The 22,464-nt window shown below is 71.5% G+C and carries 20 protein-coding genes and 2 pseudogenes; 5 read left to right on the top strand and 17 right to left on the bottom strand.

Going from position 1 to position 22,464, the window contains the following annotated elements:
- Positions 1 to 19 precede the first annotated feature (19 nt).
- The 14 genes and pseudogenes from M2437_RS24475 to M2437_RS24410 form a co-directional block, all read right to left on the bottom strand.
- Positions 20 to 301 carry a hypothetical protein gene (locus M2437_RS24475; protein ID WP_253388932.1) on the bottom strand — a complete coding sequence of 94 codons (282 nt, stop codon included), beginning with the start codon at positions 299 to 301 and terminating at the stop codon, positions 20 to 22.
- Positions 302 to 372: 71 nt separating this feature from the next.
- A complete protein-coding gene (locus tag M2437_RS24470; RefSeq protein WP_056111505.1) occupies positions 373 to 579 on the bottom strand; it encodes a hypothetical protein in 207 nt (68 codons plus the stop codon).
- 88 nt (positions 580 to 667) lie between these two features.
- Complete coding sequence (locus tag M2437_RS24465; protein WP_253388931.1) at positions 668 to 2,314, bottom strand: CocE/NonD family hydrolase; 1,647 nt, start codon at positions 2,312 to 2,314, stop codon at positions 668 to 670.
- On the bottom strand, positions 2,304 to 3,122 hold the full coding sequence (locus M2437_RS24460) for a creatininase family protein (RefSeq protein WP_253388930.1): 819 nt from the start codon (positions 3,120 to 3,122) through the stop codon (positions 2,304 to 2,306). Before M2437_RS24460 ends, M2437_RS24465 begins: the two co-directional genes overlap by 11 nt.
- Entirely contained in the window at positions 3,122 to 4,681 is a 1,560-nt protein-coding gene (locus tag M2437_RS24455; RefSeq protein WP_253388929.1) for a class I adenylate-forming enzyme family protein, read from the bottom strand. The genes M2437_RS24460 and M2437_RS24455 overlap by 1 nt, the downstream gene beginning before the upstream one ends.
- 51 nt (positions 4,682 to 4,732) lie before the next feature.
- Positions 4,733 to 5,320, bottom strand: coding sequence for an NAD(P)H-dependent oxidoreductase (locus M2437_RS24450; protein ID WP_253388928.1), 588 nt, complete (start codon positions 5,318 to 5,320; stop codon positions 4,733 to 4,735).
- On the bottom strand, positions 5,317 to 6,705 hold the full coding sequence (locus M2437_RS24445; protein ID WP_253388927.1) for an FAD-binding oxidoreductase: 1,389 nt from the start codon (positions 6,703 to 6,705) through the stop codon (positions 5,317 to 5,319). The genes M2437_RS24450 and M2437_RS24445 overlap by 4 nt, the downstream gene beginning before the upstream one ends.
- A 1-nt stretch (position 6,706) precedes the next feature.
- Positions 6,707 to 7,678, bottom strand: a complete 972-nt coding sequence (locus tag M2437_RS24440) for an isopenicillin N synthase family dioxygenase (RefSeq protein WP_253388926.1) — start codon at positions 7,676 to 7,678, stop codon at positions 6,707 to 6,709.
- 12 nt (positions 7,679 to 7,690) lie between these two features.
- Entirely contained in the window at positions 7,691 to 8,329 is a 639-nt protein-coding gene (locus M2437_RS24435) for an ABC transporter substrate-binding protein (protein ID WP_499007109.1), read from the bottom strand.
- A gap of 67 nt (positions 8,330 to 8,396) precedes the next feature.
- A pseudogene (locus M2437_RS24430) lies at positions 8,397 to 8,660 on the bottom strand (ABC transporter substrate-binding protein); the annotation flags it as partial.
- On the bottom strand, positions 8,660 to 9,733 hold the full coding sequence (locus tag M2437_RS24425) for an aromatic ring-hydroxylating dioxygenase subunit alpha (protein WP_253388924.1): 1,074 nt from the start codon (positions 9,731 to 9,733) through the stop codon (positions 8,660 to 8,662). The gene M2437_RS24425 and the pseudogene M2437_RS24430, both read right to left, overlap by 1 nt.
- Positions 9,734 to 9,799: 66 nt before the next feature.
- Positions 9,800 to 10,594, bottom strand: coding sequence for an ABC transporter permease (locus M2437_RS24420; RefSeq protein ID WP_056111480.1), 795 nt, complete (start codon positions 10,592 to 10,594; stop codon positions 9,800 to 9,802).
- Complete coding sequence (locus M2437_RS24415; protein ID WP_253388923.1) at positions 10,591 to 11,517, bottom strand: ABC transporter ATP-binding protein; 927 nt, start codon at positions 11,515 to 11,517, stop codon at positions 10,591 to 10,593. Before M2437_RS24415 ends, M2437_RS24420 begins: the two co-directional genes overlap by 4 nt.
- An 8-nt stretch (positions 11,518 to 11,525) precedes the next feature.
- On the bottom strand, positions 11,526 to 12,512 hold the full coding sequence (locus tag M2437_RS24410; RefSeq protein WP_253388922.1) for an ABC transporter substrate-binding protein: 987 nt from the start codon (positions 12,510 to 12,512) through the stop codon (positions 11,526 to 11,528).
- A gap of 326 nt (positions 12,513 to 12,838) precedes the next feature.
- On the opposite strand from M2437_RS24410, the gene M2437_RS24405 reads away from it, so the two are divergent.
- From M2437_RS24405 to M2437_RS24385, 5 genes and pseudogenes are all read left to right on the top strand, one after another.
- On the top strand, positions 12,839 to 13,744 hold the full coding sequence (locus M2437_RS24405) for a LysR family transcriptional regulator (protein ID WP_003603478.1): 906 nt from the start codon (positions 12,839 to 12,841) through the stop codon (positions 13,742 to 13,744).
- Positions 13,745 to 13,836: 92 nt separating this feature from the next.
- Positions 13,837 to 15,217, top strand: a pseudogene (locus M2437_RS24400) (cytosine deaminase).
- Between the two features lie 294 nt (positions 15,218 to 15,511).
- The gene (locus M2437_RS24395) at positions 15,512 to 15,760 is read left to right on the top strand and encodes a hypothetical protein (protein WP_012253303.1); all 249 of its coding nucleotides are present in this window, start codon (positions 15,512 to 15,514) and stop codon (positions 15,758 to 15,760) included.
- A 262-nt stretch (positions 15,761 to 16,022) separates the two neighbouring features.
- On the top strand, positions 16,023 to 16,253 hold the full coding sequence (locus tag M2437_RS24390) for a hypothetical protein (protein ID WP_253388920.1): 231 nt from the start codon (positions 16,023 to 16,025) through the stop codon (positions 16,251 to 16,253).
- 179 nt (positions 16,254 to 16,432) lie between these two features.
- Positions 16,433 to 17,356: a LysR family transcriptional regulator gene (locus M2437_RS24385; RefSeq protein ID WP_253388919.1), complete on the top strand. Its 924-nt coding sequence runs from the start codon at positions 16,433 to 16,435 to the stop codon at positions 17,354 to 17,356.
- 27 nt (positions 17,357 to 17,383) lie between these two features.
- Here M2437_RS24385 and guaD read toward each other — a convergent pair whose 3' ends face one another.
- Genes guaD through M2437_RS24370 form a run of 3 tightly spaced genes read right to left on the bottom strand, consistent with a single transcriptional unit; the run spans position 17,384 to position 22,337 of the window.
- On the bottom strand, positions 17,384 to 18,742 hold the full coding sequence (gene guaD / locus M2437_RS24380) for a guanine deaminase (protein WP_012253306.1): 1,359 nt from the start codon (positions 18,740 to 18,742) through the stop codon (positions 17,384 to 17,386).
- A complete protein-coding gene (locus tag M2437_RS24375) occupies positions 18,739 to 21,525 on the bottom strand; it encodes a molybdopterin-dependent oxidoreductase (RefSeq protein ID WP_253388918.1) in 2,787 nt (928 codons plus the stop codon). The genes guaD and M2437_RS24375 overlap by 4 nt, the downstream gene beginning before the upstream one ends.
- On the bottom strand, positions 21,522 to 22,337 hold the full coding sequence (locus tag M2437_RS24370; protein ID WP_253388917.1) for an FAD binding domain-containing protein: 816 nt from the start codon (positions 22,335 to 22,337) through the stop codon (positions 21,522 to 21,524). The genes M2437_RS24375 and M2437_RS24370 overlap by 4 nt, the downstream gene beginning before the upstream one ends.
- Between the last annotated feature and the right edge of the window lie 127 nt (positions 22,338 to 22,464).

Raw genomic sequence — 22,464 nt, 5'->3', positions numbered from 1 at the left:
CTTCGCGTTTCGATGCCGGTCAGGGCCGCGGCGAGTGCGTCCGATGGTGCTCCCCGGCCGGGGGCGGGGCCGTCTCGATCGGCACGCCGGTGCCGGGCGTCGCCGGGATCGCCTCGCCCGAGCGGATCGCCTCCTGCTCGTTCGAGAGGGCGGCGGCCCCTTCCGTGCCGCCCGGGGCGGTTGCCCCCGGCTGACCGGCCGGGGCGCCGGTCGATCCTTGGGCGAGGGCGGCACTGCCCAGGCCCACTCCCAGGCCCGCGAGGACGCCCAGGGCGAGCGTGGCTGTCGTGATGGTACGCATGGGACGAACTTTCCGGTTGCGGAGGAGGGGGCGCGCGATGTCGCCGGGTGGCAGGAACCCCAGGAAGCGCCTTACCGATGACGCTTCCGGTGCGAACGGGCGGCCTTTCCGCGCCGCCCGCCCGGAGCGGTGACGCGCGATTGGCCGGCCGGCGGCGTCACCGTGCCCTGCGCACGGGCGCCGGGCGCCGTGGCGACGCCGCTGCCGAGGCAGAAGGCAGCGACGAACCAAGCGAGGAGGGGTAGGCTGAGGCCGAAAAAGGCCCGTTTCACGCGCATTGTCGAGGCTCCCGCGGGGGCCGTCGCGGCCACCGTTTGCACTGATCGGCGTCAGCAAGGGCCGTGCCGCCGGGGCCGATCATGCGGCTCACCCGAGCACCGGCAGCAGCAGCCGCGACGGCCGCTCGGCACCGTGGCGCAGGGCGAGAACGATCACCTGCGCCTGCATCGCCGCATTCGCCTCCGGGCGGCTCCCGGTTCCCGGATTGACGGCGAAGGCTGGCCAGGCGGCGGCCTGGAGCGACAAGCGTAGGCGCTGCCCGGGGTACAGCGTGCAGCACAGGCCCCGCATGGCGATGCGCCGCGGGCCGGGTGCGGCGGCCTCGACCACCCGCAGATGGCCGGCGGTGAGGGTGACGGCGCGTCCGTCCGGCTCCACGAGGGAGAGCGTGGCGTGCAGGTCGTGGCTCGCCGCCGCGGTCTCGACGAACACCTCCGCCGCCACGCGGCCGGCGAGCTGCAGGGGCGCGGCGATCACCGGGCCGTCATAGACCGCGACGTCGCTGCGGTCGTCGAGGGCGGCGCGGTCCTGATAGCCCGGCGGCGTCCCCCAAGTCCCGCCGACGACCGGCGCGGGGCGCCAGGGATCGTGCACGAGGCGGTCCTCGCCGGCCTCCCCCGGCGCCGCCACGAGCCGGCCGCTCGCAGCGGTCGCGGCGAGACCGTCCGAGGCGAGATACAGCGCCGTCGGTTCGGGGTCCGGCCATTCGGAAAAGCTGGCCCAATCGCGAGCCCCCACGTCGAAGAGCCGGACGGGCGGACCCGGATCCTCGCGCCCGCGCAGCAGGTGATCGAGGAAGGCGACCGTCGCGGTATCGACCGGCGTGACCGCCTCCGGCCCGAGATCCAGGCTGCCGACCCGGCGGCCCCAGGGGGAATGCGTCCAGGGCCCGATCAGCAGACGCTGCGGCGCCGGCCCGGCGCGGAAGGCGTCGTAGGCGCCGAGCGTGCCGTCGAGCAAAAAATCCTGCCAGCCGCCGACATGCAGGCCGGGCACGGCGAGGTCGCGCCCGGCGAGGCGGCGGGCCGGTGCGATCCGGTCCCAGAGGGCTGGATCGTCGCCAAGCCAATCGAAATAGTGGTGGTCGGCGGCGTGGGCCGCGAGCGCCTCGGGATAGGCCGCGACCGGTCCGCTCCAGGGCGTGCCGCGCGCCGCCGCGCCGAGCGCCGCGAAGGCGGCGGCGTCGCCCCGCAGCCGGGCGGCCTCGGCGCCCATCTGGCAGGCCCAGCCGATATTGCCGGCAAGGCCGAAGGCGCCGCCGGTGAAGGCCCAGTCGTCGCGGATGCTCCAGCCGCCCATCGCCGACACGATCGCATCGGGCTGCTTGGTGCCCGCGCGCAGGGCGCCCGCCAGCGCGAGGAACTGCGTCACCGCCTGATAGCTGAAGCCGTAGGTCGCGACCCGGCCGTCCGATCCGGGCAGATCCGCCGCCCAGGCGAGGGTCGCCGCGCCATCCTCGGCCTCGTGCTCGAACAGGCGGAAAGCCCCGCCGCTGCCGCCGCGGCCGCGCACGTCCTGAACCACGACGATGTAGCCGCGGGCGGCGTACCAGGCGGGATGGGCCAGGGTCAGCGTCGAGGCGATGGCGCGGCCGTAGGGCTGGCGCATGAGGAGGACGGGATGGCGGCCAGGCCCGGCCGGGCGCCAGACATCGGCGGCGAGGCTCACCCCGTCGGGAAGGGTCAGCGTCGCCGTGGTGGGCTCGGCGACCGGCAGGAGGGGGTCAGCGGGCATCGAAGGCGGTTCCGGAACTCAGCCGTTCGAGCGGAAAATCCGCGATCTCGCGCACCAGCCGCACCACGCCCGCGGCGGCGCGCTCCACCAGTTCGGCCCCGCGCCGGGCATCCGCCGCCGCCGCGTTGCCGCTGACGCCGGACGGGTGGAGATCCTGCGCCATCCAGCCGAAGCCGACCCGGCCTTCCGGCGTCAGCAGGCCGCCAGCCCGCTCCATCTCGACCGAGAGCGGCACGAAGTCGTCCGCCCGCTCCATCCGCACGAGGTCGGGGTGGAGCGCCAGCATCGCACTGGTCTCGATCTCGCCGCCGTGGATGCCGTGGCGCCGCTCGGCTTGCGAGAACAGGTCGTCCATCGGCGTCACCCCGCCCCAGCCACACCCGACCGCGAGCATGCCCAGCCGCACGCGCAACTCGCGGGTGACGATCTCCATCACCTGCGGTTGCCCGCCATGGCTGTTGAGGATGAGGAGGCGGCGGCAGCCGGCGCGGTGCACGCTCTCGGCGGTCTCGATCCACAGGCGCGACAGGGTTTCGTGGGAGAGGCTGAGCGTGCCGGGGAAGGCATGGTGCTCGTTCGACTTGCCGATGGGCAGCATCGGCAGGACCAGGGCCGGCAGGTCGTCGGGCATCAGGGCCACAGCGCGGGCGAGGATGCCGGCATTGATCGCCGCATCGACCCGCACCGGCAGGTGCGGCCCGTGCTGCTCGACCGCCGCCACGGGCAGGATCGCGACGAGCGGCTCCCAGTCGAGGCGCGAAAAGTCTTCCGTGGTCAGATCCCACCACCAGCGCGAGGCGAGGCGCATCACGCCGCCTGCGCGTTCTTTGCGGCGCTCTCGGCCGCCCTCCGCGCGAGGTCGGAGCGGGCGAGATCGGCTTTGGCGATCTTGCCGGTCGGGGTCATCGGCATCTCGGGCACGACGACGAGGACGAGCGGGTCGAGGTCGTAGGCGACCCGGCCGTTGATCGCGGCTTTCAGCGCCGCGCCATCGAGCGCGGCGCCGGGCTGGGCCTGGGCGAAGGCGACCGGCCGCTGGCCGAGCGCCGGGTCGGCGACACCAACCAGCGCCGCCTGCGCCACGCCGGGCTGCGCGGCGAGCGCCTCCTCGACATCGCGCGGATACCACAGACGCCCGGCCACCTCGACGAGTTCCGCCCGGCGGCTGCGCAGCGTGACGCAGCCCTCGGCATCGAGGAGTCCGAGATCGCCGGTGCGCAGGTAGCCGCCGCGGGTCGCGGCTTCCGTCTTGTCCGGCTTGCCCCAGTAGCCGGCCATGAAGCCGCCGGTGAGCGCGATCTCGCCGATCTCGCCCGGCGGCAGCACCCGGTCGTCGGGCCCGAGGATGAAGACCTCCTTGTCGGGCAGCGGCGGCCCGACCCGCCCGAGTTTGGCATCGTCCGGCTCCAGTTCCGGGTAGCCGAGGCCGACGAAGCCACCGAGTTCGCTCTGGCCGTAGCTCTCCACGAGCGGCAGGCCGAGTTCGTCGCGCCACGCCGCCTTGAGCGTCGGCGGCACCGGCCCGCCGCCGGAGATGCCGAGGCGCAGCGACGGCGGGGGACCACCGCGGCGGCGGGCCTCCTGCAGCACGTCGTCGAGGATCGGCGGGTTGGCGACGAGGCTGGTCGCCCCGCGGGCGGTGAGCGCGTCGTAGCCGCCCTCCCGCGTCCAGAAGCGCATCACGTTGATCGCGGCACCGACGGCGAGCGGCGGCAGCAGGTTAGCGACGAGCTGGTAGGAGCTGGAGAGCGCCGAGGGCCCGAAGGAGACGCTGCCCGGCCGCAGCCGCAGCCGCTCGCCGATGCAGCGGGAGGCCCGCACGGTCGGCTCGTGGCGCAGGCAGGCGCCCTTCGGCTTGCCCGTGGTGCCCGAGGTGTAGGAGAGGTGGGCGATGGCGGTCTCATCGCCGGGATCGGGCGGCGCCGGCAAACCGGCCGCCAGCATCTCCGGCAGGGAGAGGGCGCCGTCCTGCGCGCCGTCCATGCACAAGCGGGCGCGGACCGTGCCGAGGGCGGCGCAGGCCGCGGCGACCTGCCTCTCCATGTCGTGGGTGTAGACCACCGCGCTCGGCGTGTGGTCGGCAAAATAATCGGTGAGTTCGTCGGCGAACTTCACGTTCACCAGGGCGGCGATGGCGCCGATCCGCCAGGCGCCCAACATCGCCACGATGTAGTCGAGACCGTTATGGGCGAAGATCGTGACCCGATCGCCCTTGCCGACGCCCGCATCGTGCAAGGCACCCGCCATCCGCTCCATGGCATCGACCGCGCCGGCATAGGTCAGGCCCCGGTCGCGATCGACCCAGTGGAAGGCGGGCCGGTCGGGATGGCGCTCGGCGCCGAGCGTGAGGAGACGATGCATCAGCATGACGGGACTCCTATTGGTGGGATGCCTTGGGGATGCGGGTGATCGTTGGCCTCACAGCCGCTCCATCCGCCTACGCACGTGCTCGATGAAGGCGCGGCGGCGGTCATCGGACGCGACGTTCAGGTGGTAGAGCGCGAGGTACTCGGCGCGGGCCCGGCGCGCGGCGAACCAGCGGAGGTAGCGCGTCACCATCCGGCGGGGCGGGTCTTGCATCGCCAGCGCCATCCAGCGCGGGCGGCCGTAGGTGACGACGCCGACGATCCGCTCCAGCGAGTCGAGGGTCGGCCGGACATGCCGCGGATCGGAGAGGTCGAAGGCGACGCCCGGCATCATCAGCCGGTCGATGAAGCCCTTGAGCATGGCCGGCGGGCCGAAGCACCAGGTCGGAAACTGCACCACCAGCACTTGCGCCGCGCGCAGCCGTGCGACGTAGTCCTCCAGCCCCCGCTGGTTCACCGTCACGTCGTGGTAGTGGCGCCGCCCCTCCGCGGTCAGGACCGGATCGAAGCCCTCGGCGTAGAGGTCGAGCAGGTCGACCGCGTGCCCGGCCCGCGCCAACCCGTCGAGGGCGGCCGTGCGGATCGCCCCGTGAAAGCTCTCCGGCAGCGGGTGGCAGTAAAGGTAAAGAATGCGTTTCACGTGAAACAAACCGCCACGGTCGCAACGCCGGCGGGCGTGAAGCTCCGCATCTTTCCTGGGTTCATCAGGCCCATCGGGTCGGTCAGCCGCTTGAAGCCGAGCTGGTCGGTCTCCGCCCGCTTGTGCCGGGTGCCGTCCTCCAGCGTGTAGACATGCGGGTTGGCGATCCAGACGCCGCGCGCCTCGTGCGCCGCGATGATGTGGTTCAGCCTCTCCGGGTCGGTGAACTTCAGGAGCGGGATGCCGGCATAGGTGAGCCGGCCGGCGAACTCGATCAGTTCGAGATGCGGCACGATCTCGTCGGGAAACAGCGCCGCCATCTCGGCGACGCTCTCCATCAGCCCGTCGGCGGGGTGGAGGCTCTGAAGGTAGGTCCAGCTCCGGTCGGTCTTGAGCACCTGCAGCGTGGTGTGGTTCCAGCTGTATTCGTAGAGCGGCGTGTGGCCTGGTGAATCGTCGAGCGGCGTCTCCAGGGTGATCGTGCCGCCCTCCCGCGCCACCGTCGCCCGGAAGGCGGGCAGGCTCGCCTCCGACACCATCGCGATCAGGATCGCCTGCCCCGGCGGGCACTGCGCCCGCAGCGACGTGAACCATTGCGGCAGCGGCCAGGCGATCGGCGTGATGAGCTTCTTGGTGATCGCGGGGTCGCGGCCGACCGCCAGCCCGACCTCGGCGGCCGTCAGGAAGTTGTCGAAGGCGACGATGACGTCGATCCAGGGGTGGACCGGCACCACCGGCATCTCCAGCGCCGTGACGATGCCGGTGGTGCCGTAGGCGTGCGCCACGCCGTTGACCGCGTCGCCGGTCAGTTCCAGCACCCGCGGCTCCGGCTCCAGCGTCACCACGCGGGCGGCGCGGATGTTGCCGCGCTCGCGCAACTGCCCGTATTTCACCGAGCCGATCCCGCCCGAGCCGCCGGCGATGAAGCCGCCGATGCTCGCCGTGCGCTTAGTCGAGGGATGCATCCGGATCTCCTCGCCGCCCTCCGCGAGAAGGCCGTCGAGGCGGTTCATGCGGAGGCCGGGGCCGGTGCGCACCGCGCCGTCGCGCTGCCACTCGACCCGGTCGAGGCCGGAGACGTCGAGCACCACGCCGCCGTGCAGCGGCACCGCCTGCCCGTAATTGCCGGTGCCGCCGCCGCGCACGGTGAGCGGCACCCCGTGCCGGGCGCAGGAGGCGGCGACGGCGATCACCTCGGCCTCGCTCGCGGGCTCGGCGACGAGGTCGCCGGACAAGCCCTTCAGTTCGGCGTCGAGGACGGGGGAGTACCAGAAGAAGTCGCGCGAGCGCTTGCGCACCCGCGCCGGCTCCTCGACCAGGGCGACGCGGCCGGAGAGGTCCGCCTTGAGCGCCGCGAGGGCGTCGGGGGAGGGGCGGCTCGTCATGTCAGGCCCGGGCCGTCAGGTCCATCGAAGCTTGGAGCTTCGACAGGATGTAGGCGCCGGCCTTCACCGGCTCGTAGCGCGGCGGGTTGGCCGCATCACAGCAGCTCGGCAGGCAGGCGACCTCGGACAGCTCGTTCGGCGCGGTGAAGGCGACCATCGACAGGCGGGCGGAGGAGCCGGTCAGCGCGCGGTCGGGGTTCGACACCCGGTGCAGGGTCGAGCGCCAGCGCTCGTTGGTCCAGCGGGCCAGGAGGTCGCCGACATTGATGACGAAGGAATCCGGCACCACCCCGGCCTCGAACCAGTTGCCGTCGCGATCGGCGAGCTGGAGGCCGCCGGGCGCCGTGTCCTGCCGCAGGATCGTCAGGCCGCCGTAATCGTGATGGGCGCCGTAGCGGAGTTGCCCCGGCATCGGCGGCTCGGCCTGATCGGGATAGTGGACGAAGCGCAGCGTCAGCGCCGGATCCGCGAACCAGGGCGCGAAGTAGTCTTGCGGCAGGTCGAGCGCCAGCGCCGACAATTCGGTGAGCTGCCCGGTGAGCCGCAGGATCGCGTCGCGCCACGCCTCGACGAGGCCGCGCAGTTCCGGCGGCTCGGCGGGCCAGATGTTGGGGCGCGCCGAGGGCCCCTCGCGATGAGGCGCGTTGAAGACCAGCGCCTCGCACAGGTCGGGCGGCGTCTCCCCCTGAAGCGTCCGTGCCACGCTCTCGATGCCGACCGGCAGGTAGCCGCGGCCCTTGGTCTTCTCCGGCGCAGCGTCGCGGCTCTTCACCGCGAGCGGCTGCGCGAAGTAGCGCTTCATCGCGTCGTAGACGTCGTTCGCCAGACGCCCGGGAATGCCGTGGCCGACGACGACGGCGAAACCCGTCGTCTCGAAGGCATGCCCGAAGGCGCGCCCGACCCCCGCCCGCGCGGCGGCGTTGCCGTGGATGAACGGGGCTATATCGACGATCGGAAGATCCGCCTGTCGCATGGATGCGCTCCGTCAGGGTTGGGCGAGGAAGTCGAGCGTGTAGGCTTGGCGGACGTCGAGCGAGGCCGGGTAGAGGCCGGCCTGGGTCATGACGTCGAAGAACGAGCGCCAGCGCGCATCCGTCATGGCGCCGAGGCCGAGCCGGGCCGCGTCGCCGCCCTCGACGAGGCCGCGCCGCTTCATCTGATCCATCTTGAAGCGGAACAGGTCTTCGCCGCCGGTCGGAACCAGGGCGAGCACCGCCCGCATGGCGGGCTCGTAATCGCCGGCCATGCAAGCCTCCCAGCCCTTTCGGCTGGCCTCGACGAAGGCCCGGACGAGCTTCGGCTTGGCGGCGATGAAGGCCTCGGTGGCGAAGATCGAGGTGGCGTAGTTGTCGTAGCCGTAATCGGCCAGCAGGATCGAGACCGGCGGTTCGGGCAGCGCCTTGCCGAGCAGGGCCGCGTCCTCGGTGATGTAGCCCTGCTGCACCGCCCGCTTGTCGGCGAGGAAGGGGGCCGCGGAATAGGCGAACGGCCTGAGCTGGTCGTCGGTGAAGCCGTAGCGCGCCTTGAGGAACTGCCAGAACTCGTTGCGCGAGAAGCCGCCGACCATGATCGGCCGACCCTTCAGGTCCTCCAGCCGGGCGACCCCCTGGCCGGCATGGGCCACCCAGCGTCTGCGGGTCCTTCTGGAAGAAGGCCGCCACGGTGCGCGCCTTGATGCCCTTGGCGACGAGGTTGAGCGTGGTGAAGCTCGACCCCATGCCCATGTCGAGTTCGCCCGAGGCGACGAGCAGCGGCATGTTGACGTTGGGATTGCCGGGTCTCAGCTCGACATCGAGCCCGGCCTGCTCGTAGAGGCCCGTCGCCTTGGCCTGGAAGAACCCGCAATGCTCGGCCTCCGGCACCCAGTTGAGGCCGAACGAGACCTTGTCCAGGGCGAGCGCCGGTGACGCCGCGAGGGCGGCCAGCGTCGCGAGGAGAGCGGCCAAACGGACCATCACGCGACCCTCTCGTGCGGCATCAGCGTCGGCGCCATCGGCACGGAGACCGCCGGCGTTGCCTCGGACACCTCCTCCTCGCCATGGGCGTGCAGTGCGGCCAGCAGGCGGCGGCGCATGATCATGCCGGGGCGGTCGGAGGGCATGTGGCTCTCGACCTTGCGGCCCATATCGACCGTGGCGTCCGGATCGGTCGATTCGAGGATGTCGCGGTCCTCCTCGACGATCACCGCATCCCAGGCGATCAGCGCTTCCGTCGAGCAATCCTCCTCGCGGTCGTTGCGGTAGAGGATCTGCGCGAGCCGGATCGTGCCGTCGTCGATCGGCGTCGCCGAGTTGAAGATGATGTGCCGCAAGCCCGACGGGTATTCGATGTCGAGCCGGCGGCAGAACGGCATGAACCACTTGTTGCGCATGTGGCGCTTGGTGGTCGGCTCGGTGGTGCCGCTGATGCGGTGGGCCATCGGCGGGTTGGCGATGGTGATGATCGTCTCCGCCTCGAAGCCGTACTCGGTCTCGGTGATCTCGTACTTTTCCGGGATCGGCTGGCTGATCTGCCCGAACGTGTTCTGGTGCACGAAGGCGAAGTGCGCGTTGTCGAACGAGTTCTCCATCAGCCGCAGGGGCGAGGTCTTCCACACGTCGTGGAATTGCTGGATGCGCCGGTAGCCGGGCATCGTGTCCTCGGGGATCTCGGGGATCGCCGCGTAGGGCTCCTCCAGGCAGACCCAGGCGTAGCCGTACTTCGCGGTGCAGTGGTAGCTCTTCACCGCGAGCCGCGGCACGACCTGCTCCGGGCTGAATTGCGGGATGCGGGCGAGCGCACCGTGCCGGTCATAGGCCCAGCCGTGATAGCCGCACACGATCAGGCCGTCCTCGCACCAGCCCTTGGAGAGCCGGGCGGTGCGGTGGCAGCAGCGGTCCATCATCGCGGCGGGCTGGCCCTCGCCGTCGAGAAACAGCACGATCCGCTCGCCCATCAGGGTGAAGGGCTTAGGGCCGTCCGCGAGGTCGGACAGGCGCAAGGTCGCGTACCAGTAGTGGCGCCACAGCTTCTGGCGGGTCGTCAGCATGGACGCTCTCCGTGGTGATGCCCGGCGTGAAGCCCTCCGGCATGGTGTCGAGGGACGTGCGGTGGTTCAGGGGCGTTCGGGATCGCCCCAGGAGCCGAGCGCGAGGCGGCTCAGGCCGCTCATGGCGAGGAACAGCAGGATGCCGGCGGCGGTGATCAGCGAGAGCGCGGCGAACATCCGCGGGATGTCGAGCTGGAAGCCGGCCTGGAGGATCTCGTAGGCGAGGCCGGCGCTGCGGCCCCCGGTGCCGGCCACGAACTCCGCCACCACCGCGCCGATCAAGGCGAGGCCGGAGGAGATGCGCAGGCCCGCGAAGAAGTAGCCGAGCGCGCTCGGGATGCGCAGGCGCAGCAGCGTCTGCAGGCGGCTTGCGCGGTAGACCCGCATCAGGTTGACGAGCCCCGGATCGACGCTGCGCAGGCCGACCGTGGTGTTCGAGATCATGGGGAAGATCGCGATGATGGTGGCGCAGATGACGAGCGCGACCTGCGTGTCGCGCACGAGGATGATGATGAGCGGGGCCACCGCCACCACGGGCGTCACCTGAAGCATCACCGCATAGGGGAAGAAGCCGCGCTCGATGAAGCGGCTCTGCACGAACAGGAAGGCGACGAGGGTGCCGAGCACGGTCGAGAGCGCGAAGGCGATCAGTGTCACCCGCATCGTGCTCCACAGGGCCCGCAGCAGGTCCGGCCCGTTCTGGACGAGGGAGGCGGCGATCACGGAAGGGGCGGGGAACAGGTATTCCGGAACCGCGAAGCCGCGGCAGGCGGCCTCCCACAGGCTCAGCACCGCAATCCCGACGAGGAGGGGCGGCAGCGCCGCCTGGACGCGGGGATCCTGAATCAGCGGCCTTCTCATGCCCGCGCCTCCGCGATGGCCGGGTCGCTCGCCAGCGACGCCTCGGTCAGCAGCGCCGAGAGACGCTGGCAGTATTCGGCGAAGCGCGGAGAGCGCCGGAAGGCCTCGCCGCGGGGATGCGGCTCGTCGATGGTGAGTTCTGAGAAGATGCGCCCCGGACGCGCCGCCATCACGACGATGCGGGTGGACAGAAACACCGCCTCGTAGATCGAGTGGGTCACGAACAGCACGGTGAGCGAGCGCCGCCACCAGAGGTCCACGAGGTCGGCGTCGAGCTTGTTGCGGGTGAACTCGTCCAGCGCGCCGAACGGCTCGTCCATCAGCAGGAGGTTCGGCTCGGTGACGAGACCGCGGGCGATGGCCGCGCGCATGCGCATGCCGCCGGAGAGCTGGCGTGGATAGCTCCGACCCTTCTCGCCGAGGCCGACCAGATCGAGCGCGGCCTGGACCCGCGGGGCGGCCTCCGCTTTCTTCACGCCCGCGAGGTCGAGCGGCAGGCGCACGTTGGCGGCGATGCGCAGCCACGGCATCAGCGTGGCGTCCTGGAACACCACCGACATCCGCCGGCCCTCCGCGCCGACCCCGTTGAAGCCGCCGCGCCACCACAGCAGGCGCCCGTCGCTGGGCTCGCTGAGATTGGCCACGAGCGAGAGCAGGGTGCTCTTGCCGCAGCCGGACGGGCCGATCAGCGACAGGAACTCGCCCTCGCGCACCGTCAGGTCGACCGGGGCGAGCCCGCGGGTGCCATCGGCGAACACCTTCTCGGCCGAGAGGATCTCGATGGCCGGCGCCGCGTTGGCGGCGGGCCGTGTCAGCCGCTCCGGGGCCGGCGCGGCCGCCTCGGCCGGCGCCGCGCGCGGACAGGCCGGAAGCGGGCTGGCCGAAGGGTTGGCCGATGGGTTGGCTTGAGCGAATGCCGCCATCGCGCGGCTCACTCGGCTTTTGCCGAGAGGACAGGCATGAAATCGAGGCTGAAGGCCCGTTTCCAGTCCGTGGAGGCTTTGAGCAGCCCCGCCTCGACGAGGTAGTCGTAGGATGCCTTCCAGCGGGCCTCCGTCATGGTGCCGATGGGGACGTTCTCCTCGCCGCCCAGCACCTTGAGCGCCTTCAGCCAGGTGATGCCGAAGGCGATCTGGCCGTCGCTCATCTTCGGGTTGGCCGCCTTGATCAGCACATTGGCGGGAGCCGGGTTCTCCATGTAGCTCTTCCAGCCTTCCATGGAGGCGGCCACGAACCGGCGCATCGCCTCCGGCTTGCCCTCGGCCAGCTTGCGCGTCGTCACGATCGTGGTGCCGTAGGGCGGATACCCGTCCTTGGCGAAGAGATGGAAGTTGACCGGAACGCCCTTCTCCTGCGCCTGGAACGGCTCCGAGGAAGGATAGGCCTGCTGCACGACGTTCTTGTCGGCGAAGAAGGGCTGCAGGTTGAAGGTATAGGCCCGTACCTGGGCGTCCGAGAGCGCGTATTTCTTCTTCAGCCAGGGCCACCACGCCGTCATGCCGGCCGAGGAGACGAGGATCGCCCTGTCCTTGATGCCCGCCAGCGACGTCACGTCGTCGTGGGTCATCATCCCCTGGAGGTCGTACTGGAACGAGGCCGCCACGGTGACTACGGGCAGGCCCTTCTCGACCGCCTGAAGCACCTGGAGGTCGTAGCCCATGATCGCGTCGGCCTCGCCCGCGAGCAGGAGCTGCAGGCCGTTGACCTGCGGCCCGCCCATGCGGATCTCGACGTCGAGCCCGGCCTTCTCGTAGAGGCCGGTGGCCTTGGCCTGATAGAAGCCGCCGTGCTCGGCCTGGGCGTACCAGCTCGTCAGGAAGACGACCTTGTCCGCCGCCTGTGCGGGCCCGGCCATCGCCAGCCCCAAGGTGACCGCCAGGAGGGCGGAGGCCCCCGTATCGAATCGGATCGACCGCATCGGTGATGGTCCCCCGCCGCGTTGCCCGGGATCGGTCTCTCGACGCATGGACCGTGCCGCGTCGGACCTGCCCAGGCTGCCCGACACCAGGGAAGCGGAAGCAGTGCTGCAGGAAAAGCATCGTTTTCCGCGCGCAGCGCTCGCAGAATTCGCACGCTGCCGCATGGCTGTGCGCTTGGTGAAGCGTTCGGCGCCGCCGCATCGCGGCCTGCCCGAGGCGCGGTCCGCGCTCGCCTGGACGAGGGGAGTTGGCAAGCTCCCTGCAGAATGCCGCCGACGCGTTGCGCCGAGGGTGCGCGACGGGACGCGGGCGGAGGCCGCACCCCATGCTGCATCATCGCCTGCTGGGCTACCTCGACGAGGTGGCCCGCAGCGGCTCGATCCGCCGGGCGGCGACGCGCCTCAACGTCGCGTCGAGTGCCGTCAACCGTCAGATCCTCTCGCTGGAGGAGGAGATGGGCACGCCGCTGTTCGAACGGCTGCCGCGGGGCCTGCGCCTCACCGCGGCGGGCGAGGTGCTGGTGCGGCACGTGCGCGACACGCTGAACGGCCACGAGCGCATGCTGGCGCAGGTCGCCTCGCTCAAGGGCCTGACCCGCGGCGAGGTGACGGTGGCGACGATGGCCAGCATCGCCGCCGGAGTGCTGCCGGGGGTGATCCGCACCTTCCGCGAGACCCATCCCCGCATCGTCGTCAAGGTTCTGGTCCTGCCGGTCGATCAGATCGCCGCCGCTCTGCTCGCCGGCGAGGCCGACCTCGCCTTGGCCTACCGGCTCCCGCCCGATCCGCGCATGCGCTGCATCGCCGAGTTCGAGCACCGTCTCGGTGCGGTGATGGCGCCCGACCATCCCCTCAACGGCCGCTATCAGGTGCGCATGGCCGATTGCCTCGAATATCCCCTCGTCGTCGCCGACCGCTCGATGACCCTGCGCGACGTGCTCGAACTGCTCGTGCCCGAGGGCACGAGCTTCACGCCCGTGGTCGAGACGAACTCGATCGAGCTGATGAAGCGCCTCGCCCAGACGGCCCCGCACATCACCTTCGTCAACCTCTCGGATGTCGGTGAGGAGATCCGCCGCGGCGTGCTGGCCTTCACGCCGATCTCCGATGCCAGCGCGATCATCCAGCGGGCGTCGCTGATGCAGCGCGCCCGCTCCGCGCTCGACGGGCCCGCCCACCTCCTTGCGGCCCGGATCCAGGCCGAGTTCGAGCGCCAGAGCGTTCCGGACTGATCCCATCCGGCGCAAGCCGTCCCTTTCCCGCCATCCCTTTCCCGCCATCCCTTTCCCCCTTGCCGACCGCGCTTTCCGCGAAAGGTTGAACCATGTCCGAGCCGCCGTTCCTGCCCGAGGCCCGCGCCTACCGCCTGCGCAACGCGCGCGTGCCCGGAGCCTTCCTAACGGGCGGCGTACCGGCCGGCGCGATCCTCGACGGGGATGGCTGCGCGCTCCTCGACATCGTCGTTGCGGACGGCGTCGTCGCCGGTCTCCTGCCGGCCGGGGGGACGCCGGACACCTTGCCGGATACGCTGCCCGCCGCGGATCTCGCCGGGCGGCAGGTCTGGCCGCGCCTCGTCGATGCCCACACCCATCTCGACAAGGGCCACACCGTCGCCCGCACGCCCAATCCGGCCGGCGACTTTCCCGGAGCCCGCGACGCCACGACGGTGGACCGCACCCGCCACTGGGACGCGGAGGATCTGCGCCGCCGCATGACCTTCGGCCTCGCCTGCGCCTTCGCGCACGGCACGGGCGCGATCCGCACGCATCTCGACAGTCAGGAGAGCGGGGAGGGCGCGCCGCGCGACCAGGCCCGCGACGACCTGGGCGGTGTTCCGGGAGATGCGGGCGGCCTGGGCCGGGCGGATCGCGCTCCAGGGCGTCGGCCTGACCCCGATCGATGCCTACGCCACCGATTACGGGCGCCGCCTCGCCGACCTGATCGCCGATTCGGACGGGCTGATCGGCGGCGTGACCCGGCCGACCGGCGGCCTGCATGGCGGGGCGCTGGCCGAGATCGACGCCCTGCTCGACCGCCTGTTCGGCCTCGCCCGCGCGCGCAACCTCGATGTGGACCTCCATGTCGATGAGACCGGCGATCCCGCGGCGGCCTCCCTCGACGCGGTCGCGCGGGCGACCCTGCGCCACGGCTACGAGGGCCGCGTCACCTGCGGGCATTGCTGCAGCCTCGCGCTCCAGCCCGAGGCGCAGGCTTCGGCCACGATCGCGCGGGTCGCGCAGGCGGGAATCCGCATCGTCACGCTGCCGACCGTCAACATGTACCTTCAGGACCGGCAGCGGGGGCGCACCCCGCGCTGGCGCGGCGTCGCCCCGGTCCAGGAACTGATGGCGGCCGGCGTGCCCGTGATGGTCGCGGGCGACAATTGCCGCGACGCCTTCTACGCCTACGGCGACCACGACATGCTCGATACGTTCCGGGCGGCGGTGCGCATCCTCCATCTCGATCATCCGCTGGCCGGCGCGCCCGCGCTCGCCGGGCCGGTGCCGGGGGCGATGATGGGGCTCCCCCATGCCGGCACGATCCGCGAGGGCGCCCCTGCCGACCTGATGCTGCTGCCCGCGCGCAGTCTCAACGAGGTCGTCGCGCGACCGCATGCGGACCGAATCATCGTGGTCGCGGGCCGGCCCGTCGCGGCGCGGCTGCCGCCCTACGAGGCCCTAACGGGCGAGGCCGCCCCCTGGTAGCCGGGCGCGGGACGGGGGGATGGGTGCGCAACAGCACGCGCCGCGAAAGAGGCATGCCAGAACCCCGGCCCTGTCAAAAAAATCTGCAATTTTGGGCTAACGCTAAGTGAGGGTTGGTGTTTTCAGGTTTGGGCGCCGAAGCGCTCCAAGCCCTCGTCTTGGCTGTGCCGTATCTATGTGCACAGGACCAAAGCAGATCATGTTGTTTTGCGAGGCATAGATGCTCAGTTTCTGGGACATGCGGCGTCGGTTGGTCTGATCGCGACGCCGAACCCAGTCTCGGAGATTGACGACATGATCTCACGCATTGCAGCAGGCGCGATCCTCGGCCTCGCCCTCACCACCGCCGCCTCGGCCCAGAGCTACAACGCCCCGGCCGGCATCCCCGCCGTCACCGCCCCGGGTGGCCTCGTCGGCATCGCCGGTCCGGGCAACGTCGAGCGCTACCTGGATCGTGACGGCCGCCACGGCACCGTGTCCGTCGATGGCGTCTACACCACCGGCTCCACCGTGCGGGGCGCCCGCACCGTCCAGGGGCGCTGACCCATCCGGACGGTCTGACGACCTCTGTTTCGACGGTCCCAAGGGCCGGCTGCGCATCGACGCGGCCGGCCCTTTTCCTTGGCCCAATCGCCCGGTTTCGAACGGGGCCGGCCTCGCAGGGCCCGAAGACTCACCTCCAGCTTTTCAACTTTCTCGAACGTTTCGTTCGAGCTTATTCCAGTTTTCGGAAAGCTCGCGCAGGTCCATCTTCACTCCATCAGATGACGGACGAACCGCCCGCCACCCACCGATGGAGTATCCCATGACCCGCATCCTCACCGCTTCCGTTCTCGCCCTTGCCCTCACCACCGCCGCCTCGGCCCAGAGCTACAATGCCCCGGCCGGCATCCCCGCCGTCACCGCCCCGGGCGGCCTCGCCGACGACGTCGGCGCCGTGCAGCGCCCCACGGCCCGCGACACCCGCTACGGAACCCTGCCGGCGGGCGCCGACCTGACCACCGGCTCGGTGCGGCGGACGCATCACGCGCGCTAAGGGCGCCCCGGGCAAAGCGCCCGCCCGCCGGGAGACCCTGGCGGAAGACCGGTCCCGAATTCGCGCCTCCCGAAGCCGGCCCTTTTTCAAGGGCCGGCTTCGGTCGTTTTCGGCCGCGGCTTCGCGCTTGCTTGTCGGGGTTCTCGCCGCGGCGGGACGCCGGTTTGGGGGCAGAGCGCATGCAGGGACCGGGGACGCCGACACTCGACCAGCTCCGGGTCTTCCTCACCGTGGTGGAGACCGGCAGCTTCGCCGCGGCCGGGCGCCGGCTGAACCGCGCGACCTCGGTCGTCAGCTACACGATCGCCAATCTTGAGCTTCAGCTCGGCCTGTCCTTGTTCGACCGCGAGGCGACGCGCCGGCCCCAGCTCACCGAAGGCGGCCGGGCCGTGCTGGCGGAGGCCCGCACCGTCGCCCACGGCATCGACGCGCTGCGGGCCAAGGTCAGCGGCCTGCTCGGCGGTCTCGAAGCCGAACTCGGCTTCGTGTCGAGCGTGCTGATGCCCGGCGCCCGGCTCGTCGATGCGCTCACCGCGTTCCAGGCCGCCTTCCCGACCGTGTCCCTGCGCCTCAATGTCGAGGCGCTCGGGGCGGCTCAGCAATTCGTCACGGATGGCCGGGCCGATCTCGGGATCACCGTGGAATTGTGGACCCGCGACAGCGACCCGCTCGAACTGATCTCCGTGGGCGAGGTCGAGATGCTGCCCGTGGCCGCGACGAACCATCCCCTCGCCGGGGCGGACGGACGGGTGCCGGGGGCGGCGCGCGAGCATGTCCAGCTCGTCATCACCGACCGCTCGCCGCTGTCGCAGGACCAGGAATTCGGCGTGGTCGCCAGCCGCACGTGGCGGCTGTCGGACCTGAGCACCAAGCACACCCTGCTGCTCGCCGGGATCGGCTGGGGCAGCATGCCCGCGCACATGGTCGAGGCGGACATCGCCGCCGGCCGCCTCGTCGAGCTGAGCCTGCCCGAGGTCCGGCGCCGCCGGCTGCCGCTCACCGTGATCTACCGCACCGACCATCCCCCGGGGCCGGCCGGGCGCTGGCTGATCCGCCGCCTCGTCGAGCAGGCGGAGCGCGAGGCGGCGGCGCGGGCGGCCTGACCGGCGAAGAGGTTCAGGCGACGAGGTTCAGGCCCCCGCCGTCTCCGGATAGACGAGTGGGTCGCCTGCGCGCCGGTTGTCGTAGACCGGCTCGCCCGCCACCCAGGTCGCGCGCACCGTGCGATGGTCGCCGAGCGTCATCAGCACGAACAGCAACTCCTCGATGCTGGAGCAGGTGCCGGTGCGGAAACCCAGGAGCGGGGTCGCGGCGAGGTCGAGGACACAGAGATCCGCATCGTGTCCCGGTGCGATCCGTCCGATCCGGTCGTCCAGCCGCAGTGCCTCGGCACCGCCCAGCGTCGCGAGCCAGAACGCCCGGACCGCGTCGAGCCGGGTGCCGCGGAGCGCCGCGACCTTGTAGGATTCGCCGAGCGTCTTGAGCAGCGACAGAGTCGTGCCGGCGCCGACATCGGTGCCGAGCCCGACCCGCACCGGCCGGCGCGGATCGAGGGCGTCGAACAGCCGGAACAGGCCGCTGCCGAGGAAGCCGTTCGAGGTCGGGCAATGGGCGATCGCCGCGCCGCTGGCGTGGCAGGTGCAGAAATCCTCCTCCGACAGGTGGATCGCGTGGCCGAGCACCGTGCGCGGGCCGACGAGGCCGGACTGCACGTAAACGTCGAGGTAGCTCGCCCGGTCGGGGAACAGCTCGCGCACCCAGGCGATCTCGTCGGTGTTCTCGCACAGGTGGGTCTGGAGGAAGAGGTCGTCGTGCTCCCGCATGAGCGCGCCGGCGGCGTCGAGTTGGGCTTGCGTGCAGGAGGGGGCAAAGCGCGGGGTCACGCAGTAATGCTGGCGCCCGCGCCCGTGCCAGCGGTCGATCAGGGCCTTGCTTTCGTCGTAGCCGCGCTGGGCCGTGTCGAGGAGCCCGGCCGGGGCGTTGCGGTCCATCAGGACCTTGCCGGCGATCATCCGGGTGTTGAAGCGGGCCGATTCGGCGAAGAACGCTTCGACCGAACCGGGATGGACCGTGCAATAGACCACCGCCGTGGTGGTGCCCGCCCCCAGGATCTCGCGGAAGAACAGCTTGGCCACCCGCTCGGCATGGGCCTGATCCGCGAACTGCAACTCGGCGGGGAAGGTGTACTTCTCGAGCCAGGCCAGCAGTTGCTCGCCGTAGGAGGCGATCATCTGCAGCTGCGGATAATGGACGTGGGTGTCGATCAGGCCGGGCAGGATCAGAGCGTTCTCGTAGACGGTTACCGCCACGCCCGCCGGGATCCGGTCCGACAGGTCCGAGAAGTCGCCGAAGGCGGTGATGCGCCCGTCCTCGATCAGGATCAGCGCGTCGGCCACGTGCTGGAGGCAGCCCTCGCTCAGGAACGGATTGCCGGTCAGGCTCACCGCCTGTCCGCGGATCGCCCGCATCCGGGCCGGTGCCGCCGTCATGCGTCCGCCGTCTCCTGTTCCTCGTTTTCCTGCGCCGCCATGACCTGTCGGAAGATCCGGTCGGGGGCGAACGGCGTCGCGGTCAGCCGCACGCCGGTGGCGTCGCGGATCGCGTTGCCCAGGGCGGCGGCGACGGGGTTGTAGGGCGCCTCGCTCATCGATTTCGCGCCCAGTGGACCGACCGTGTCGTGGGTGTCGGCGAACAGAACCTCGGTCACCGGCACGTCGGCCATCGCTGGGATGTGGTAGTTGCGCAAGGTCCGCGTGACGACCGCGCCCGTTTCGTCGAAGCGATAGTCTTCATGCAGGGCCGCGCCGAGCGCCTGCGCCACCCCGCCCTCGATCTGCCCGCGGCACTGCATCGGGTTGATGACCCGGCCGGCATCCGCCGCCTGAATGCTCTTGAGGATGCGGATCTCGCCGGTCTGCGGATGGACGGCCACGCGAAAGGCCTGGACGTTGAAGGCGACCGAGCGCGGCGTCCCGTCGGCCTCGCCCTCGGCTTCGAAGATGGCCCCTTGCGCGAGGGTGGTCAGGGGGACGAGGCCGGTGGGCGTCGCGACGCCGTCGCGGGTCAGGCGGCACGCGTCCGCACCAACGCCGGACCGCTCGGCGGCGGCCGCGCGAAGCTGATCCGCGAGCGCCGAGGCCGCGCGGAAATTCGCCTGTCCGGCGACCACGGTGCCCGTGCTGCCATAGGCGCCGGTATCGTGCCGGACGGCGTCGGTGTCGGCCTGGATCAGGCGGATGCGCTCGGGCGTGGTGCCGAGCACCTCGGCGGCGATCTGCCCGTGCACGGTGCTGGTCCCGTTGCCGAACTCGGCGGTGCCGACCGCGAGGGCGTAGCTCCCGTCCGGTTCGAGGCGGATGCGGGCATGGGCGACGTGGCCGCGCGGCGGGATCGTATCGATCATCGCCATCGCCATACCCTCGCCGACGCGCCAGTCCGGCCCCGGCCCCGGCGCCGCCTCGCCGCTGCCATCCGCCAGGGCGGCCTGCGCGAGGTCGAGGCACTGGTCGAGCCCGTAGGAGCCGTAGATCACGTCGTGCGGCTCCAGGCTCGTCGATACCATCGGGTCGCCGGGCCGCACCGCGTTGAGGCGGCGCATCGCGAACGGGTCGATCCCGAGATCACGGGCCAGTTCGTCCAGCGCCGATTCCACGGCGAAGATCGTCTGGCTCAGGCCGTACCCGCGAAAGGCCCCGGCCGGCAGGGTATGGGTATAGACTGCGTAGCCCTCCACCCGCTTGTTCGGGCAGGCATAGGCGGCAATGCTCTCGTTGCAGCCGTGGTGCAGCACGCCGCCGGCATGGTTGCCGTAGGCGCCGGTGTTCGAGAGCACTTTCAGCGAAAGCGCGGTGAGGCGCCCGTCGGCCCGCGCGCCGACCTTGACCCGCACCCGCATCGGATGGCGCGTCGTCGCCGCGCAAAAGTTCTCCTCGCGGGTCATCTCGTAGGAGACCGGGCGGCCGGTCCGCAGCACGGCGAGGGCCACTAGATCCTCGGTCAGCATCTCCTGCTTGCCGCCGAAGCCGCCGCCGACCCGGCCGCAGAGCACGCGCACCCGGTCCCTGTCGAGATCGAACAGGCGGCACAGGGCGTCGCGGGTCAGGAAGGGCACCTGCGTCGAGGAGCGCAGGGTCAGCCGCCCATCCGCGTCGAGCCAGCCGAGCGCGCCGTGCGTTTCGAGATGCACGTGCTGCACCCGCTGCGAGACGTACTCCGCCTCGTGGATCCGGTCGGCTTGGCCGAAGCCTGCCTCGACATCGCCGATCGCTCCGTGCGCCTCGGCGGCGAGGTTTGGGTGCGCGAGGAGCGGTGGCGCATCGTCGCCGGGCCGCGGCGGGTCGCGGTCGGCGGGATCGTGGACGAGGGGCGCGTCCGGGTGCAGGGCCGCCTCCGGATCGAACACGGCGGGCCGCACGTCGTATTCCACCCGCAGCGCCCGCACGCCCATGGCCGCCGCCGCGGCGCTCTCGGCGACCACCGCCGCGACGCGCTGGCCGTGGAAGCGGATCACGGAATCGAGCACGCCCGTGTCGGCGGCGTCATCGAAAGGGTTCTCGTGCCGCCCGGTCGAGAAGCGGCGGCGCGGCGCGTCCTCGTGGGTGAGCACCGCGACCACGCCGGGCACGGCCAGCGCCGCCGCCCGGTCGATGCTGCGGATGCGGGCATGGGCGTGGGGCGCGCGCAGCACCTTCAGGTACAGCAGACCCGGCACGGCAGTGTCGAAGGTATAGGCGGTCCGGCCGGAGACGAGCGCGCGGCTCGCCGGAGCCGGCAGGCTGCGGCCGACCGGGCCGCCCTCCGCCATCTGCGAAGCGTCGGCATGGGCGATCCCGGCCACGGCGTCGCGGATCGCCCGGTAGCCGGTGCAGCGGCAGAGATTGCCCTTGAGCGCCGTGCCGAGATCCTGCCGCTGGCCCTGGTCGAGGGCGGCCGCCGTCATGATCATGCCCGGCGTGCAGAAGCCGCACTGGAAGCCCTGCGCGGCGCAGAACGCCTCCTGCATCGGGTGGAGATGTTCGGGCGCCGCGTCACCGGGCGCGCAGGGGCCGGCGAGCCCCTCGATCGTGGTGACGCCGCGCCCCTCCGCCTGGAAGGCGGGCATGAGGCAGGAATGGACCGGCTCGCCGTCGAGATGGACGGTGCAGGCGCCGCAATCGCCCGCATCGCAGCCCTTCTTGACCCCGAACCAGCCGAGATCCCGCAGCAGCGTGCGCAGGCATTGGCCGGGCCGGGCTGCGGCCTCCTGGACCTGCCCGTTGACGGTGAGCCTCATCGGGCGAGTTCCTCCCGGATTTCTTCGGCGAGCCGCCCGGTGACGTGCCGGCGCCAGTCCGGCGCGCCATGGACGTCGTCGTACCAGCCGTCCTCGGGAATCGCCGCCGCGATCGCCTGCTGCAGGGCCGCCGCCGTGGGCAGGACTTCGAAAGGGAGCTGGACCGGGCGCGGCGTCGAGGCCGTCACGGTCAGCGCGAAGGCGCCGGCCCGGTCGCGCGTCCCGATCACCAGCGCCCCGGAGCGGCCTTCGGGCGAGAGGGCGATGCGGCGGAAGGCCGTGCGCCGCCGCAGCGCGGCGGCGGGCAGGTCGATGCCGCGCAGGATCTCGCCGGGGGCGAGCGCCGTGCGCTGCGGCCCGAGGATGAACGCCGTGACGGGCAGGCGCCGCTCGTCACCATCGGGCCGGCGCACCAGGCAGGTGCCGTCGAGGGCTGCGGTGAGCGCGATCATCGGGCCGGCGGGCAGGGCCATGCAGAGGTTGCCGCCGACGCTCGCGCGGTTCCAGATCTTGAACGAGCCGAGCAGCGCCCGGCAGCATTGCCCGAAGAGCGGAGCCGCGATCCAGTCCCGCGGCAGAGCGAGCCGGTCGAGTTCGGCGATGGTGCCGGTGGCCGACAGACGAAGGCCCGCCTCGGAGATCTCGGCCGCCGGCCATCCGAGGGCCGACAGGTCGATCAGCCGGGCCAGGGCGGGCTGCGGCTCGGAGAACAGCCATGTCCCGCCCGCGAGCCACGCATCGCCCTCGCGCCAGGGGGGCAACTCGTCGAGGCGCGCCGGTTTCAGGACGGCGGTGATCGTGTCGAGATCCATCGGAAACCGGCTCGCAAGTTCCTATCCAACGGCGGAAGCCGGAGCTTACACGGTTTCCGGATGGTCATTTCCGGGTCCGCGGCTTTCCCCTCTCCCCGCAGGCGTGGAGAGGGGATCCATCGGCAAC

The sequence above is a fragment of the Methylorubrum pseudosasae genome (assembly GCF_029504475.1).
Lineage (GTDB): Bacteria > Pseudomonadota > Alphaproteobacteria > Rhizobiales > Beijerinckiaceae > Methylobacterium > Methylobacterium extorquens.
This window is presented reverse-complemented; position numbering and strand designations above follow the sequence as displayed.

Coding starts and splice junctions, on each gene's coding strand:
- M2437_RS24395 (WP_012253303.1), top strand. CDS start 15,512: ATGATCTCACGCATTGCAGCAGGCGCGATCCTCGGCCTCGCCCTCACC.
- M2437_RS24445 (WP_253388927.1), bottom strand. CDS start 6,705: ATGACGAGCCGCCCCTCCCCCGACGCCCTCGCGGCGCTCAAGGCGGAC.
- M2437_RS24390 (WP_253388920.1), top strand. CDS start 16,023: ATGACCCGCATCCTCACCGCTTCCGTTCTCGCCCTTGCCCTCACCACC.
- guaD (WP_012253306.1), bottom strand. CDS start 18,742: ATGACGGCGGCACCGGCCCGGATGCGGGCGATCCGCGGACAGGCGGTG.
- M2437_RS24375 (WP_253388918.1), bottom strand. CDS start 21,525: ATGAGGCTCACCGTCAACGGGCAGGTCCAGGAGGCCGCAGCCCGGCCC.
- M2437_RS24410 (WP_253388922.1), bottom strand. CDS start 12,512: ATGCGGTCGATCCGATTCGATACGGGGGCCTCCGCCCTCCTGGCGGTC.
- M2437_RS24405 (WP_003603478.1), top strand. CDS start 12,839: ATGCTGCATCATCGCCTGCTGGGCTACCTCGACGAGGTGGCCCGCAGC.
- M2437_RS24470 (WP_056111505.1), bottom strand. CDS start 579: ATGCGCGTGAAACGGGCCTTTTTCGGCCTCAGCCTACCCCTCCTCGCT.
- M2437_RS24370 (WP_253388917.1), bottom strand. CDS start 22,337: ATGGATCTCGACACGATCACCGCCGTCCTGAAACCGGCGCGCCTCGAC.
- M2437_RS24440 (WP_253388926.1), bottom strand. CDS start 7,678: ATGCGACAGGCGGATCTTCCGATCGTCGATATAGCCCCGTTCATCCAC.
- M2437_RS24385 (WP_253388919.1), top strand. CDS start 16,433: ATGCAGGGACCGGGGACGCCGACACTCGACCAGCTCCGGGTCTTCCTC.
- M2437_RS24475 (WP_253388932.1), bottom strand. CDS start 301: ATGCGTACCATCACGACAGCCACGCTCGCCCTGGGCGTCCTCGCGGGC.
- M2437_RS24455 (WP_253388929.1), bottom strand. CDS start 4,681: ATGCTGATGCATCGTCTCCTCACGCTCGGCGCCGAGCGCCATCCCGAC.
- M2437_RS24460 (WP_253388930.1), bottom strand. CDS start 3,122: ATGCGCCTCGCCTCGCGCTGGTGGTGGGATCTGACCACGGAAGACTTT.
- M2437_RS24420 (WP_056111480.1), bottom strand. CDS start 10,594: ATGAGAAGGCCGCTGATTCAGGATCCCCGCGTCCAGGCGGCGCTGCCG.
- M2437_RS24415 (WP_253388923.1), bottom strand. CDS start 11,517: ATGGCGGCATTCGCTCAAGCCAACCCATCGGCCAACCCTTCGGCCAGC.
- M2437_RS24465 (WP_253388931.1), bottom strand. CDS start 2,314: ATGCCCGCTGACCCCCTCCTGCCGGTCGCCGAGCCCACCACGGCGACG.
- M2437_RS24425 (WP_253388924.1), bottom strand. CDS start 9,733: ATGCTGACGACCCGCCAGAAGCTGTGGCGCCACTACTGGTACGCGACC.